Source organism: Streptomyces sp. NBC_01450, assembly GCF_036227505.1.
GTDB lineage: Bacteria > Actinomycetota > Actinomycetes > Streptomycetales > Streptomycetaceae > Streptomyces.
In genome coordinates, this window is record NZ_CP109480.1 from 1,652,485 (window position 1) to 1,667,422 (window position 14,938).

Here is a 14,938-nt window from a genome sequence, read left to right on the forward strand (position 1 = left end):
GCGGGGCGGGAACAACCCACACCTTTCCGCGGTTGACTCGTACGTGGCTGCGGAGGGGACAGTGTCCCCGGGTCTCACACAAAGCCCATGGGGACGATCGTCCGGCTGAAGCCCCATGGAGCACTCCGCCGCGAGGCGACCGCCCTCCGTCGGCCACGACATACGGCCCCGGCTGGTCTCCCCCGTCCAGTCGGGGCTTCTCATTGCCCGCCGAGCCGGAACACCGTTTTTTCGGCGTTTCGGCTTTTCGGCATTCCGCGGCCTGCGGCCCGCGGTGTCAGTCGCTGGCGGCCGTACCGCCCGCCAGCATCCGCGTCAGCACCGCCCGCTGCACCGGCAGCACCTCGGCATGGAGCGCTCGCCCCTTCGGGGTGAGGCAGACGGACACCCCTCGCCGGTCCTCCGGGCACATGCCGCGGGTCACGAGACCGTCCTTCTCCAGGCGGGCGATCAGCCGGGACAGGGCGCTCTGGCTCAGATGGACGCGGTCCGAGATCTCCTGGACGCGGTAGGAGCGGTCACCGCCGGACGCGGCACCCCCGGCCAGCACGTCCAGCACCTCGAAGTCGCTTGCGCCCAGCCCGTGTCGGTGCAGCTCACGGTCGAGCTCGCACAGGGTGCGCGCATGCACCGCGAGGATGTCACGCCATTGGTCCACGAGCACCTGCTCGGCCTTCTTCGCCGCCATGGGCGCACCGTAGCAAAGAATCGAGTTTGTTGCATCGGAATTAAATGCATTTGCATTCGATGCACGTGCATGTACCGTCTCCCGCATGACCTCTCCGCTCACCGCTCCCACCACCGAAGGACGCTGGACCCCGCGGCTGTGGGGCACCCTGCTGGTGCTCTGCGCCGCGATGTTCCTGGACGCGCTGGACGTGTCGATGGTCGGCGTCGCCCTGCCGTCCATCGGCTCCGAACTCGACCTCTCCACCTCGACGCTGCAATGGATCGTCAGCGGCTACATCCTGGGATACGGCGGACTGCTCCTCCTCGGCGGCCGCACCGCCGACCTGCTGGGCCGCCGCCAGGTCTTCCTGGTGGCCCTGGGTGTCTTCGCGCTCGCCTCGCTGCTCGGCGGGCTCGTCGACTCGGGCCCGCTGCTGATCGCCAGCCGCTTCATCAAGGGTCTGAGCGCGGCGTTCACCGCCCCGGCGGGCCTGTCGATCATCACCACGACCTTCGCCGAGGGCCCCCTGCGCAACCGCGCCCTGTCGATCTACACCACCTGCGCGGCCACCGGTTTCTCGATGGGTCTCGTACTGTCCGGCCTGCTCACCGAGGCCAGTTGGCGCCTGACCATGCTGCTGCCCGCGCCCATCGCGCTGCTCGCCCTGCTCGTCGGCCTCAAGCTCCTGCCGCGCAGCGAACGCGAGAAGGACCACAACGGCTACGACATCCCCGGCGCCGTCCTCGGCACGGCGTCGATGCTGCTGCTGGTGTTCACCGTCGTCCAGGCCCCCGAGGCCGGCTGGGCCTCGACCCGTACGCTCCTGTCCTTCCTCGCCGTGGCCGTCCTGCTCACCGTCTTCGTCCGCGTCGAGCGGCGCTCGGCGGGGCCGCTGATCCGGCTCGGTGTGCTCCGCTCCGGCAGTCAGATCCGCGCCCAGCTCGGCGCGATGGCGTTCTTCGGCTCGTACGTCGGATTCCAGTTCCTGGTGACGCTCTACATGCAGTCGCTGCTCGGCTGGTCCGCCCTGCACACCGCGCTCGCCTTCCTGCCCGCCGGCGCGCTGGTCGCGCTCTCCTCCACGAAGGTCGGTGCCGTCGTCGACCGCTTCGGGACCCCACGGCTCATCGCGGTGGGCTTCGTACTGATGGTCGTCGGCTACGCGCTCTTCCTGCGCATCAGCCTCGACCCGGGATACGCGGCCGTGATCCTGCCGACCATGCTGCTGATCGGCGCGGCCTGCGCGCTGATCTTCCCCTCGCTCAACATCCAGGCCACCAACGGCGTCGACGACCACGAGCAGGGCATGGTCTCGGGTCTGCTCAACACCTCGGTCCAGGTGGGCGGCGCCCTCTTCCTGGCCGTGGTGACGGCCGTCGTGACCGCGAACTCCTCGGCGGGCGCCTCGCCCCAGGCCGTCCTCGACAGCTACCGGCCCGGTCTGATCGTGGTGACGGGCATCGCCGTGGCGGGGCTGCTGATCACGCTGCCCGGGCTGCGGACCCGACGCCCGCAGGAGACCGTCGTGGTCGCACGGTCCGTACAGGAGGACTCCGTACGGCAGGACGCGGAGGAGCGGGTGGTGATCGGCGACTGATCCGGTTCGCCGGCGACCTCAACTCACGGCGTCGTCCCGGCGCTTCGCCCCGACGCGCCCGGCAGGCAGCCCCTTGCCTGCCGGGCACGCCGTCGTGACAGACTCGCTCCATGGGGAGACGCACGCAGGAGCAGCGGGACGCCATGACGATCGAGATCGGGTACGCGCTCATCAGCGCCACCTTCGCGGCGGGCTTGGCGCTGGGTGCCGTGTCCGGCCCCGCGCTGCTCTTCGATCTCCCGCTCGCCGTCGAAAAGGGCCTGATCACCTCGGGGGTCCTGCTGGCCACCGCGCTCTTCGCGGTACGTGTGGTCACGGTGCTCGTCCGCTTCGGCCGCGCGGCCGGCACTCACCCGAGCCACCCTGGCCGCACCAACCCCGACTCATAGGCCAGCACGACCAGTTGGGCCCGGTCCCGGGCGCCGAGCTTCACCATGGTCCGGCTGACGTGGGTCTTGGCCGTGAGCGGGCTGACGACCAGCCGCCGCGCGATCTCGTCGTTGGACAGTCCGATACCGACCAGGGCCATCACCTCCCGCTCCCGCTCGGTGAGCCGAGCGAGTGACTCCGCGGCCGCGGGCTCTTTGGAGCGGGCCGCGAACTCCGCGATCAGACGGCGCGTCACCCCTGGCGACAGCAGCGCGTCACCACCGACCACCGCCCTTACCGCGCGCAGGAGTTCGCCCGGCTCGGTGTCCTTGACGAGGAAGCCGGAGGCACCGGAGCGGATCGCCTCGAAGACGTACTCGTCTAGCTCGAAGGTGGTGAGCATGACCACCTTCACGTCCTTCAGGTCCGGGTCGTCGGTGAGCCGACGGGTCGCCGCGAGGCCGTCGAGCATCGGCATGCGGATGTCCATCAGAACGACGTCGGGACGCAGTTCGCGTACCTTGCGCACCGCCTCCTCGCCGTCGGCCGCCTCACCGGCCACCTCCAGGTCCGACTGCGCGTCGAGCAGCGCCTTGAAGCCCGCCCTGACCAGTGACTGGTCGTCGGCGAGCAGGACGCGGATCACCGGTCCTCCTACGCCGTCCACGGGTCCTCCTTCACCGTCCACCGGCTCTCCTGCACCGTTCACCGGTCCTCCTCGACCCTCAACGGGAGCACGGCCAGCACCCGGAAGCCTCCGTCGTCGCGCGCGCCCGCCTCGATCGTGCCACCGAGGGCGACGGCCCGCTCCCGCATCCCGGCCAGCCCGTTGCCGCTGCCGCCCGCCTCGGCGCCGGTCGCGGGCCCGTCGTCGTCGATCCGCAGCCGCAGGGTGCCCTGCGCGGATTCGAGCCGCACACGCGCGTGCCGCGACCCCGAGTGCCGTACGACATTGGTGAGCGCCTCCTGGACGATCCGGAACGCGGCCAGGTCGGTACCCGGCGAAAGCCTCGGCGAGCCTCCGGCGTTCTCGATCGCGACCGTCAGACCCGCGCTCGCCGCCTGCTCGACGAGTTCGGGGAGCCGGTCCAGACCGGGCGCCGGTGCGCGCGGCGCCTCCCCCGGCGAACGCAGTGTGTCGAGCACCTGACGGACCTCGCCGAGCGCCTCCTTGCTGGCCTCCTTGATGGTGGTGAGCGCCGTGCGCGCCTGCTCCGGGTCGGAGTCGAGGAGCGCGAGGCCGACGCCCGCCTGAACGTTGATCACGGAGATGCTGTGGGCGAGGACGTCGTGCAGTTCACGGGCGATCCGCAGCCGCTCCTCGTCGGCGCGCCGGGCGGCGGCCCGCGCGCGTTCGGCGCGCTCGCGGGCCCACTGTTCACGGCGTACCCGGGCCAGTTCCGACACCACCATGATCACCACACCCCAGGTGACGATGCCGATTTCCTGGCTCCAGGAGACGGCCCGGTCGCCCGTGGGCGGCAGCCGGCGGTAGAGCCAGTGCCCCACCAGCAGATGGCCGGCCCACAGCATGCCGACGGCCGTCCAGGCGGCCCAGCGGTGCCCGGCGACGATCGCGCCGAAGCAGCCGACGGCCACGGTGACGAAGACGGGCCCGTACGGATATCCGGCGCCCAGATAGACCAGCGCCGTCACGGCCGTACCGAAGGCGACGAACACCGGGTGCCGCTGCCGCCACAGCAGCAGGCCCGTGCCGAGGATCAGCAGCGCCCTCGCGAAGAGGTCCAGGTGGGCGCGGTCGCCGCCCTGGGCGTGCGCCGCGAACTGGGAGCCGCCCAGCACGAAGACGGTCAGCAGCAGGGTGGAACGCCACGGCCACCGGTCACCGCGCCCGCCTCGCCCAACGTGCTCACCGAGGCGCTCGCCGCTCCATCGGTGCCACCCCGCCGGCCCGTGCCGCCACCACGGCGGTACCCCGGACCACGCCGGGGACCTGGGGGTTCGCTGCTCTTCCATGACGGTCACGCTAGACGGCAAGGGCCGCCCGGGGCGTCAGCCGGACGAGGTGATCACGCGTACTCCCCACGGAGTACCGCCCGATCGTCGTCAGGAACCCGCCGTGCCGTTCCCCTTGCCCGGGGTCCCGGCCGGCTCGGGGTACACCAGGCCCACGCCGTGGGCGAGTTGGTCCACCGCGTGCCGGAAGAACGGTTCGCGGTCCTCGACGACCCGGTTGAACTGGCCGAAGAGCTCGAAACCGATCAGCCCGTAGAGCTGGGCCCAGGCGGCCACGAGCGCCGCGACCGCCTCGGGCGGCAGGTCGGGGGCGAGGTCGGCGGCCATCCGCCGCGCCTCGGCCTTCAGCTCGGCCGGCAGCGGGGTGCGGGCCATCCCTTTGCCCCGATACGCGTCACGCACGATGCCGAGCAGCAGCAGCCCCACGCGGGAGGCGGCCGGGACGGTCGTGTCCGGTGCGGTGTAGCCGGGCACGGGCGAACCGTAGATGAGCGCGTACTCGTGCGGATGCGCCAAGGCCCAACGGCGCGCCGCCATGCACACGGCGATCCAGCGCTCGCGCGGCCCGGCGCCCGCGACCTGTTCGTGCGCCCCCTCCGCGCTCTCGCCGAGAGAGTCGTAGGCGTCGATGATGAGGGCGGTCAGCAGGTCGTCGCGACTGGGGAAGTAGCGATAGAGCGCCGAGGAGACCATGCCGAGTTCGCGGGCGACGGCTCTGAGCGAGAGCTTGGCGGCGCCCTCCGCGGCGAGCTGTCTGCGTGCCTCGTCCTTGATGGCCGCGGTGACCTCGATCCTGGCTCGGGCGCGTGCTCCTCGTGCGGTACTCATGCGGGGAAGTGTGCCACGTTTTCAGAGCAGTGCACACAAACGAGAGCACTGCACATGAACGAGAGCGGCGCACGCCAAAAAGGTCGGTGCGCACAAACGAGAGCACCGCTCTTGCATTGGATCACCGACCTCATGCAGACTGCTCTCAAGCGAGAGCAGTGCTCACAAAAGCGAGCAGCGCTCACGACCAGAGAGCGGCGCTCTCGTAACCGATGGGGGTCATCATGTCCACGCACGTCCAGAAGCCGGGCTGGTTCACCGTCAACGTCTTCAACCGCTCCGTGGCCTTCATGACCCGCCGCGGCCTCAGCATCTGGGGCTCCCGGGTCCTGGCCGTCCGCGGCCGCAAGAGCGGCGAGTGGCGCACCACCCCGGTCAACCTGCTCACCGTGGACGGGCAGCAGTACCTGCTCGCCCCCCGCGGCCACGTCCAGTGGACGCACAACATGCGGGCTGCGGGCGGCGGCGAGCTGCGCCTCGGCAAGAAGGTGGACACGTTCACCGCGACCGAGGTCGGCGACGACGACAAGGTTCCGCTGCTGCGCGCCTACCTCAAGCGCTGGAAGGCGGAGGTAGGTGTCTTCTTCGGTGGCGTCGGCCCCGACTCGTCCCCCGAGGAGCTGCGGCGCATCGCCCCCGACCACCCGGTCTTCCGGATCACGGTCGAGAGCTGACCGGCCAGGAGCCGACGGGCACCCCCGTCGGCCACCCGTACACTCCCCCACCACGCGTCCGCGACCACCGGACGCACCTCGGCCACGGCCCCGCGGCCACGGGTCACTGTCATCCCGCGGTCACCGTCACTCCGTGGCCGGAGCGCTCTCGTCGGCGGTCGGCGCGGTGACGGCGGCCGATCGGCTGTCGAGCGCGGACAGGGCGCGCCCGGCCATCGGGTGGGACCGCACCAGCTCGCCCAGCGTGGTCGAACCGCGGGTGATCCTGGCGAACGCCTTCCAGGCGGGCCGGAAGCTGGTGATCGCCGCGTGGAGCATGCCCGGGCGGCGCTCGAAGGCCGCGAGCATGCTCTTGCCGACGGCCATCTCGACGCCGAGCCCCGCCTTGATGGCGAAGGCGTAGTTGAGTGCCTGGCGCCGGGTGTCCACCGCGTCGTGCGCCTCGGCGATCCGTACCGCCCATTCCCCCGCGAGCCGCCCGGAGCGCAGCGCGAAGGAGATGCCCTCGCGGGTCCAGGGTTCGAGCAGTCCCGCCGCGTCGCCGCAGACCAGCACGCGCCCCCGTGACAGCGGGGAGTCGTCGGCGCGGCAGCGCGTCAGGTGTCCGGAGGAGATGCTCGGCTCGAAGCCGGCGAGCCCGAGCCGGGCGATGAAGTCCTCCAAGTACCGCTTGGTGGCGGCGCCTTCGCCGCGCGCGGAGATCACGCCGACGGTGAGCGTGTCTCCCTTGGGGAACACCCAGCCGTAACTGCCCGGCATGGGGCCCCAGTCGATCAGGACCCGTCCCTGCCAGTCCTCCGCGACGGTCTCGGGCACCGGGATCTCCGCCTCCAGACCGAGGTCGACCTGGTCGAGCTTCACCCCGACGTGCGCCCCTATCCGGCTGGCGCTGCCGTCCGCGCCGACGACCGCCCGCGCCAGCACGGTCTCGCCGCCCTGCAGGACGACGGCGACGGTGCGCCGGTCGGGCACGGCGGACCCGTGCTGCTCGACCCGCGAGACGGTGACGCCCGTGCGCAGCTCGGCGCCCGCCTTCTGGGCGTGTTCGACGAGTTGCTGGTCGAACTCGGGCCGGTTGATGAGCCCGAACAGCATCTGCTTGGAGCGCCGGGTGCGGGTGAACTTGCCGTCGAGCGAGAACGTGACCGCGTGCACCCGGTCCCGGAACGGTAGCTCGAATCCCGGCGGCAGAGCGTCGCGCGAGGGGCCGATGATGCCGCCGCCACACGTCTTGTAGCGGGGCAGCTCCGCCTTCTCCAGCAGCAGGACGCTGCGTCCCGCGACCGCTGCCGCATAGGCGGCCGAGGCGCCCGCCGGCCCCGCGCCGACCACGACGACGTCCCACACCCGCTGTTCGTCGTCCGCCGAAGAGTTCTCGCTGCTCACGATGGTCTACTGCTCCCAGTCCAGCCGTCTGCCGCACCTGTCCCGAGCATCCTACGGCGGGCATCGCCGCAGGCCGCTGTGGGAGGATCGGGGGCGTATGCGCCCTGCACACCAAGACGCGCGTACGCACCACCCGATCACTTGTACACAGAAGCACAACGTCGCACCTACAAGGAGCGTGCCCATGTCGTCGAATCCGGTCGCCGAGACCGTCGCCTCGCTCATGCCCAGGGCGCAGGCGGAGCTCACCGAGCTGGTGGCCTTCAAGTCGGTGGCGGACTTCGACCAGTTCCCCAGGAGCGAGAGCGAGGGCGCCGCGAACTGGGTCGCCGACGCGCTGCGCGCCGAGGGTTTCCTGGACGTGGCGCTGCTGGACACCCCGGACGGCACGCAGTCGGTGTACGGCTTCCTGCCCGGGCCCGAGGGCGCCAAGACCGTGCTGCTGTACGCGCACTACGACGTGCAGCCGCCGCTGGACGAGGCGGCCTGGACGACCCCGCCGTTCGAGCTGACGGAGCGCGACGGCCGCTGGTACGGGCGCGGTACCGCCGACTGCAAGGGCGGGTTCATCATGCACCTGCTCGCGCTGCGGGCGCTGAAGGCGAACGGTGGCGTTCCGGTGGGCGTCAAGGTGATCGTCGAGGGGTCGGAGGAGCAGGGTACGGGCGGTCTGGAGCGGTACGCCGAGGAGCACCCGGAGCTGCTGACCGCCGACACCATCGTCATCGGCGACGTCGGCAACTTCCGGCTGGGTCTGCCGACGGTCACCGCGACCTTGCGCGGGATGACGCTCGTACGGGTGCGGATCGACACCCTGGAGGGCAACCTGCACTCGGGCCAGTTCGGCGGGGCGGCGCCCGACGCGCTGGGCGCGCTGATCCGCGTACTGGACTCGCTGCGCGCGGAGGACGGTTCGACGACCGTCGACGGGCTGACCGGGGACGCGCGCTGGGACGGGCTTCAGTACGAGGAGGAGGCGTTCCGCAAGGATGCCAAGGTGCTGGACGGGGTCGAGCTGATCGGCTCCGGCACGGTCGCCGACCGCATCTGGGCGCGTCCGGCCGTCACCGTGCTCGGCATCGACTGCCCGCCGGTCGTCGGTGCCACCCCGTCGGTGCAGGCGGGCGCGCGGGCGCTGGTGAGCCTGCGGGTGCCGCCGGGCGTGGACGCGGTCGAGGCGACCAAGCTGCTGCAGGCCCATCTGGAGGCGCACACGCCGTGGGGCGCGCGGGTGAGCACCGAACAGATCGGCCAGGGCCAGCCGTTCCGCGCCGACACCTCCAGCCCGGCGTACACGGCGATGGCCGAGGCGATGGCCGTCGCCTACCCGGGCGAGGAGATGCAGTCGGCGGGCCAGGGCGGCTCCATCCCGCTGTGCAACACCCTCGCCTCGCTCTACCCGCAGGCGGAGATCCTCCTCATCGGGCTGAGTGAGCCAGAGGCGCAGATCCACGCCGTGAACGAGAGCGTCTCCCCGGACGAGCTGGAGCGCCTCTCGGTCACGGAGGCGCTGTTCCTCCAGAAGTACGCGGCGAGCTGACCACCCGGCCGGGAGCACGGGCCGAGAGGGTCCTCGCCACACGGCGTGGGCCCTCTCCGCGTGCCGGGGCGGTAGCTTGGCCCGGTGGACAGCCCTGAAGCGACAAGCGCGTTACGTGCCGGGACGTACGGCGACGTCTCCACCGCACTCGCCCTGTACGGCGATCACGAGCTGGCGGAGCTCGTCGCCGGCGCGACGCCGCTCGGCCGGGGCATCGGGGGGAGATCGGCGCTGCTCGACGTCGACGGGACGCCCGTCTTCGTGAAGCGGGTACCGCTCACCGAGCGGGAGTCGCTGCCGGAGAACGTCCGGTCCACGGCGAATCTCTTCGGTCTGCCGATGTTCTGCCAGTACCCCATCGGCGGGCCGGGATTCGGTGCCTGGCGCGAGTTGGCCGTGCACACGATGACGACGAACTGGGTGCTGTCCGACCGGTTCGAAGGCTTTCCGCTGATGTACCACTGGCGGGTGCTGCCCGACGAGGTACAGCCGCTGCCCGAGGAACTGGCCGAGGTGGACGGAGTCGTGGCCTACTGGGACGGCTCTTCGCAGGTACGCGACCGGATCGAGGCCCTGCGCGACGCCACGGCGAGCGTCGCGCTGTTCCTGGAGTACTTCCCGCACAACGTCCACGACTGGCTGGGCGCCCGGGTACGGGACGACGAGCAGGCCCTCTCCCTGGTGACACGGGAGCTGGACGCGGGCGTCTCCTTCATGAACGCGCGCGGGCTCCTGCACTTCGACGCGCACTTCGAGAACATCCTCACCGACGGCCACCGGCTCTACTTCGCCGACTACGGCCTCTCGCTCTCCTCCCGCTTCCGTCTGTCCGGCGAGGAACGCGAGTTCTTCGACCGGCACGCGTCCTACGACCGGGTCTACACGGTGACGTATCTGGTGAACTGGCTGGCCGCCGCCCTCTACGGATACGGCAGGGACGAGCGGCAGGCGTTCGTGCGTGCCTGCGCCGAGGGTGAGCGGCCCCAGGGCGTTCCCCCGGCCGCCGCCGCCCTGCTCACCCGCCACGCGCCCCTCGCCGCCGCGATGGGGGAGTTCAACCGCAGGCTCCGGGGGGAGAGCCGGCGGACCCCGTTCCCGGGCGACGAGTTGCGCCGCTTCGGTCAGAGCAGTTCGACCGTCTTCGCGTAGTGACGGGCGACCGGGTTCCCGCCGCCCGTACTCGGGCCCCCGGCCGTCCGCCATCGACATCACCCGAGAGGTGTCCCGGCCTCCAGATAGAGCGCGGCGCCACGCTCCCGCGCCCGCAGGGCCCAGCGCAGCCGCTCGTAGCGCACCGGCGGCAGCAGGTCCGCCGCCTCCTGTTCGGTCACGAAGCGCCAGGCGCGCAGTTCGGGGCCGGGGAGCAGCAGCCGGCGGGCCTCGGCGGAGTCGAGGCGGCCTCCGTCGAAGAGGAGGCGCAGACCGCCGTAGCCGGGGGGTGCGGGCGGCTCCCAGTCCACCACCAGCAGGCCGGGGACGTCCTCGAGCCGTATGCCGGTCTCCTCGGCGACCTCGCGCATGCCCGCGCGCGCGGGAGCCTCCCCCGGTTCGACTACGCCGCCGGGAAACTCCCAGCCCGCCTTGTAGGTGGGATCGACGAGCAGCACCCGGTCCTCCTCGTCGAAGAGGAGGACTCCGGCGGCGACGGTCTCGGAGGTCGGTTCGGGGGTCTGCACGATGTCGCACGCGGACGCGTCACCGGTGCGTACGGCTTCGGCGATACGCAGTGCGCTGTCGTACGGGGTGAGGTCGCTGGTGTCGACGGGGTGGGCGTCGGCGGTGAGCCAGGAGGCGAGCGCCGCACGGTAGGGCTCGATGTGGTCGTAGGACCACTGGCGCACACGTATCTCCCCGTCGGGGAGGCCCTCGGGTATCTCCCGGTCGGCTATACGCGCCCGCAGGATCGTTTCCGCCGGGGCGAGGAGGACATGGCGTACTTCGATCCGGCGCGAGGCGAGGCCGCCGAAGATCTCGTCACGGTACTCCTGGCGCAGTAGGGTCATGGGAACCACGAGAACGCCGCCGAGCTCCGCGAGCAGGGCGGCCGCGGTGTCGACCACCAGGCGCCGCCAGATCGGCAGGTCCTGGAAGTCGCCGACCTCGGCGAGGCGTTTGGCGGGCAGCAGGTGCGTGAGTTCGCCGCCGATCACCTCGGGGTCGAAGAGCGTGCTGTTCGGGATCAGGTCGATCAGTTCCCGTGCGGTGGTGGTCTTCCCCGCACCGAACGCACCGTTGATCCAGACGATCACGGTTCCCCCTCTTCTGTTGGCCCCCTGTGGCTTGCCCGCTTCACCCTGCCACGGAAACCAGCCGCTGATGAAAGAGCCGACGGCGTGGCGCCGGTGCCCCGTCCCAAAAAAGGGGGGGCACCGGCGCCGCGTGTCCGCCCCGCGCCTCAGCCGTTCTGGCCGAGCGCGGTGTCGTCCACGCCCAGGTTGTCGCTGCTGAGCGTGTGGTCGAGGCTGCTGAGCGTGTCCTTGACGGGCAGGTCGCCCAGGGAGTCGCCGTCGACGGCGTGGGACGGGGTGATCGCCGCGACGACGAACCCGGTGGCGAGGGAGGCGATGGCGAGCATGCTGCGCTTCTTCATGCCCGGTTCAACTCCGAATGCGGCAAGGAGTCACGGGTGGCGAGTGACGCCCTGATCAGCCCTTGGTGGACCCCAGTGTCAGGCCCGCGACGAAGTGCCGTTGCAGGAGCAGGAAGACCAGGATCGTGGGGAGGGCGACCAGGACGGAGCCCGCGGCCAGCAGGTTGTAGTCCGTGAAGAACTGGCCGCGGAGGTTGTTGAGGGATGACGTGACCGGGAGCTTGTCGGGGTTGGAGATGAAGATCAGGGCCCAGAGGAAGTCGTTGTAGATCCAGGTGAACTCGAGGGTACCGAGGGCCGCGAGGGCCGGGCGGCACAGCGGGAGCGTGATGCGCCAGAACTGGGTCCACACGCCCGCGCCGTCGACGATCGCGGCCTCGAGGATCTCCTGCGGCAGCGTCCTCATGAAATTGGCCAGCACGAAGACGCAGAAGCCCATCTGGAAGCCGATGTTGACGATGATGACGGCCCAGTAGGAGTCGTACATCGTCAGCGAGTCGGACATCCACCACGGCAGCGGGATCTTGTTGAACAGGACGTACAGCGGGGTGACGATGACCTGTTGGGGCAGCAGGTTGCCCGCGGTGAAGAACATCAGCAGGACCAGGCCTCCGCGCAGCTTCAGCCGGGACACGGCGAAGGCCACGAACGAGGCGAGGAAGAGGGTCACCAGGACGGCGGGCATGGCGATGAGCAGGGTGTTGGTGAAGTACTTGCCCATACCGGATTCGCTGTAGGCGCGGCGGTAGTACTCGAAGGACAGGTGCTTCGGGAAGGAGAAGTAGCCGTTCTGCGCCGTCTCCTCGTAGGGCCGCAGCGAGGCGTAGACGGCGAGCAGGAGCGGCGCGAGGAAGGCGAGCGAGACGCCCATCAGGAAGATGTGGACGCCGAAGCGTCCGGGACGCGGCCGGCGACGGGGAGCGGGCGTCTCGTCCGGAACGGGAGCCGGGCGCACGGGGGCACCGGTGCGGATGTCGGCGGTCATCGTTCGCGCGCACCTCGCAGCTCTTGGACCAGGAACGTCACGATGAACCCCAGGGAGACGGTGAGCAGGACGACCGCGATGGCGGAGCCGAATCCGATCCGGCTGGCTTCCCCGATGATGTTGTCGGTGATCAGGACGGAGAGCAGTTCCAGGCCATTGCGGCCCTTGTTGACCGCGTAGACGATGTCGAACGCGCGCAGCGCCTCAATGACGGTGATGACACCGACGATGACGTTGACCGGGCGCAGCGTCGGGAAGACGACGCGGAAGAAGGTCTGGCGGGCGTTGGCGCCGTCGATCGCTGCGGCTTCCTTCAGCTGCGGGTCGACGGACTTGAGTCCGGCGAGGTAGAGGATCATGACGTATCCCGTGTGCCGCCAGCTCGCCGCGATCATCATCATCCAGATGTTGAGGTGCGCGTCGCCGAGCCAGTCGACCGGGTTCTCGTGGTTGTCGAGGATCGTGTTGACCACGCCCTGGTCGGTGCCGAGGATCAGCTGGGCGATGAAGCCGACGATGGCGAGCGAGAGCACGACCGGCAGGTAGATCACGGACTGGTAGAAGCGGCTGAAGCGCACTCCGCGGTCGATGAGCACGGCGAGGAACAGTCCGAACGGGGTGGCGATCAGGCCGAGGAAGAGCAGCCACAGGACGTTGTGGCGGACGGCGGGCCAGAACGCCGGGTAGTTCTCGAAGAGGTTCTTGTAGTTGTCGCCGCCGGCCCAGTGGACGTCGCCGACGCCGTCCCAGGAGGTGAAGGAGAGCCCGATGGAGGCGAGGGCCGGGCCCCAGACGATGACGATGTCGAGCAGGACGGGTATACCGAGGAGCACGCCGAGGACGACGGCGTCGCGGCGGGAGAACCGCCGCAGCCGTCGTCGCCCGGCGCGCCGTGGGATGTTGAGCGCCACGGAACGTCTTCCCCCAGATGTTCAGCCGACAGGCGACGAGAAGATGGTCTTCTTCTGTCGTTCGATGCTGTTGCAGAGACCGTCGACGTCCTTCGGGTTGCCGATGAAGTCCTGGATCGCCTTAATCATCACGGTCGAGGCGAAGTCCGGACGGGTGTCGCGGTCCATGAACTGCGAGATCTGCTTGGCGCCGGAGACGAGCTGGGCCGACTTCTTCTGCAGGGCGCTGTACTTGGCGGTGTCGGCGCCGTCGTTGACGGCCACGTTGTTGGGGTCGAGGGCGAGATAGGTGTTCTCGGCGGTGGGGGTGCCCAGCCAGGTCAGCAGGGCCTTGGCGCCGGTGAGGTTCTTCGACTTCTTGGCGACCAGGAATCCGTCGATGGGCGCTTCCACGGCGTCCTGCGCGTACTGGGGGTCGATCTCGGGGAAGGCGAAGAAGTCGATGTCGTCGCGTTCGTTCTCGGGGAACTGGGTGCCCGGGTGCGGCATTCCGAAGACCGCCATCCCCGTCTTGCGCTGCTGCAGGCTCTGCCCGGCCTCCTCCCAGGTCCGGCCGAGGGCGCCCTTCTGGTAGTACGGCATGACCTCGCGCCAGGTGTCGAAGACGTTCTTGACCTTGGTGTCGGTCCAGGACTCCGTGCCGGCCATCAGGGACTTGTGGAAGTCGTATCCGTTCAGCCGCATGTTGATGTAGTCGAAGGTGCCCATCGCGGGCCAGCCGTCCTTGTCGCAGAAGGCGACGGGCGTCCCGTCCTTCGACATCCGCTTGGCCAGCGCGATGAAGTCGTCCCAGGTCTTGGGCTGTTGGTAGCCCTTGGACTGGAAGAGGCTCTTGCGGTGGAAAACGGCCCACGGATAGTAGTAGTACGGCACGAAGTACTGCTTGCCGGAGTGGGTGGACTGCTCCTTCAGGGCGTCCGAGAATCCGGTGAAGCCGCTCCACACGTCGCTGATCTCGTGCAGGAGCCCCTTCTCCGCGAAGTACTGCATGCGATACCCCGCGAACCACATGAAGACGTCGTCGGGCGTGCCCTGGAGATAGCGGTTGATGTTCTCCTGGAAGTCGTTGTGGTCCTTGGTGTTGACCTTGACCTTCTTGCCGGACTTCTTCTCGTACGCCGAGAAGGCCGCAGCGTACGCCTCCTTGGGGACGGGGTCCGAGGCGTTGGACCCCACAGTGACTTCGTTCTTGTTTCCGCCGGGTCCGTCGCCGCACGCGGACAGCAGGGCGGGGAGCGTGAGCGCGCCGGCCCCGACGGCCGTACCGCGCAAGAGATTTCGCCGGGACATCCGATGACCTGACGTGCCTTCGGGCATGACGGTCCCCTTCAACGATGACTGTGCCATGTCCCCCTCCTCGGGGTGCCACCCAACACAACCGAACGCGAGGCTTGGATCTCACTCCCATGTC

Annotated in this window: 15 protein-coding genes; 5 read left to right on the forward strand and 10 right to left on the reverse strand. The window is 69.9% G+C overall.

Annotated elements, in window-relative coordinates:
* Window positions 1-277: 277 nt before the first annotated feature.
* Window positions 278-688 carry a MarR family winged helix-turn-helix transcriptional regulator gene (locus OG568_RS07495; protein WP_329530818.1) on the reverse strand — a complete coding sequence of 137 codons (411 nt, stop codon included), beginning with the start codon at window positions 686-688 and terminating at the stop codon, window positions 278-280.
* Window positions 689-773: 85 nt separating this feature from the next.
* Here OG568_RS07495 and OG568_RS07500 point away from each other — a divergent pair, with 85 nt between their 5' ends.
* Both OG568_RS07500 and OG568_RS07505 read left to right on the forward strand, forming a co-directional pair.
* A complete protein-coding gene (locus OG568_RS07500) occupies window positions 774-2,267 on the forward strand; it encodes an MFS transporter (RefSeq protein WP_329530819.1) in 1,494 nt (497 codons plus the stop codon).
* 110 nt (window positions 2,268-2,377) lie between these two features.
* On the forward strand, window positions 2,378-2,656 hold the full coding sequence (locus OG568_RS07505; protein WP_329530820.1) for a DUF6332 family protein: 279 nt from the start codon (window positions 2,378-2,380) through the stop codon (window positions 2,654-2,656).
* Here the strand turns inward: OG568_RS07505 and OG568_RS07510 are convergent.
* From OG568_RS07510 to OG568_RS07520, 3 genes are all read right to left on the reverse strand, one after another.
* The gene (locus OG568_RS07510) at window positions 2,617-3,282 is read right to left on the reverse strand and encodes a response regulator transcription factor (RefSeq protein ID WP_329536292.1); all 666 of its coding nucleotides are present in this window, start codon (window positions 3,280-3,282) and stop codon (window positions 2,617-2,619) included. The genes OG568_RS07505 and OG568_RS07510 overlap by 40 nt on opposite strands.
* A 59-nt stretch (window positions 3,283-3,341) precedes the next feature.
* Window positions 3,342-4,613, reverse strand: coding sequence for a sensor histidine kinase (locus tag OG568_RS07515; protein WP_329530821.1), 1,272 nt, complete (start codon window positions 4,611-4,613; stop codon window positions 3,342-3,344).
* A 90-nt stretch (window positions 4,614-4,703) separates the two neighbouring features.
* Window positions 4,704-5,441 (reverse strand): TetR/AcrR family transcriptional regulator, encoded by a 738-nt coding sequence (locus OG568_RS07520; protein WP_329530822.1) that lies wholly within the window; start codon window positions 5,439-5,441, stop codon window positions 4,704-4,706.
* A 224-nt stretch (window positions 5,442-5,665) separates the two neighbouring features.
* On the opposite strand from OG568_RS07520, the gene OG568_RS07525 reads away from it, so the two are divergent.
* Window positions 5,666-6,115 (forward strand): nitroreductase family deazaflavin-dependent oxidoreductase, encoded by a 450-nt coding sequence (locus OG568_RS07525; RefSeq protein WP_266426198.1) that lies wholly within the window; start codon window positions 5,666-5,668, stop codon window positions 6,113-6,115.
* A 126-nt stretch (window positions 6,116-6,241) separates the two neighbouring features.
* Here the strand turns inward: OG568_RS07525 and OG568_RS07530 are convergent, their stop codons facing one another.
* The gene (locus tag OG568_RS07530) at window positions 6,242-7,501 is read right to left on the reverse strand and encodes a geranylgeranyl reductase family protein (RefSeq protein ID WP_266588733.1); all 1,260 of its coding nucleotides are present in this window, start codon (window positions 7,499-7,501) and stop codon (window positions 6,242-6,244) included.
* 184 nt (window positions 7,502-7,685) lie between these two features.
* On the opposite strand from OG568_RS07530, the gene OG568_RS07535 reads away from it, so the two are divergent.
* Both OG568_RS07535 and OG568_RS07540 read left to right on the forward strand, forming a co-directional pair.
* Window positions 7,686-9,041, forward strand: coding sequence for a dipeptidase (locus tag OG568_RS07535; protein WP_266632457.1), 1,356 nt, complete (start codon window positions 7,686-7,688; stop codon window positions 9,039-9,041).
* An 84-nt stretch (window positions 9,042-9,125) separates the two neighbouring features.
* Window positions 9,126-10,190, forward strand: coding sequence for a protein kinase family protein (locus OG568_RS07540; protein WP_329530823.1), 1,065 nt, complete (start codon window positions 9,126-9,128; stop codon window positions 10,188-10,190).
* A 59-nt stretch (window positions 10,191-10,249) separates the two neighbouring features.
* Here OG568_RS07540 and OG568_RS07545 read toward each other — a convergent pair whose 3' ends face one another.
* The 5 genes from OG568_RS07545 to OG568_RS07565 all read right to left on the reverse strand — a co-directional run bounded on the left by OG568_RS07545 (window position 10,250) and on the right by OG568_RS07565 (window position 14,817).
* Entirely contained in the window at window positions 10,250-11,290 is a 1,041-nt protein-coding gene (locus tag OG568_RS07545; protein WP_266588730.1) for an NUDIX hydrolase, read from the reverse strand.
* A gap of 146 nt (window positions 11,291-11,436) precedes the next feature.
* On the reverse strand, window positions 11,437-11,631 hold the full coding sequence (locus OG568_RS07550) for a hypothetical protein (protein ID WP_266588729.1): 195 nt from the start codon (window positions 11,629-11,631) through the stop codon (window positions 11,437-11,439).
* 55 nt (window positions 11,632-11,686) lie between these two features.
* Window positions 11,687-12,616, reverse strand: a complete 930-nt coding sequence (locus OG568_RS07555) for a carbohydrate ABC transporter permease (protein ID WP_329530824.1) — start codon at window positions 12,614-12,616, stop codon at window positions 11,687-11,689.
* On the reverse strand, window positions 12,613-13,527 hold the full coding sequence (locus OG568_RS07560) for a carbohydrate ABC transporter permease (RefSeq protein ID WP_329530825.1): 915 nt from the start codon (window positions 13,525-13,527) through the stop codon (window positions 12,613-12,615). The genes OG568_RS07555 and OG568_RS07560 overlap by 4 nt, the downstream gene beginning before the upstream one ends.
* A gap of 21 nt (window positions 13,528-13,548) precedes the next feature.
* Window positions 13,549-14,817, reverse strand: a complete 1,269-nt coding sequence (locus OG568_RS07565) for an ABC transporter substrate-binding protein (protein WP_329536293.1) — start codon at window positions 14,815-14,817, stop codon at window positions 13,549-13,551.
* Window positions 14,818-14,938: the final 121 nt, after the last annotated feature.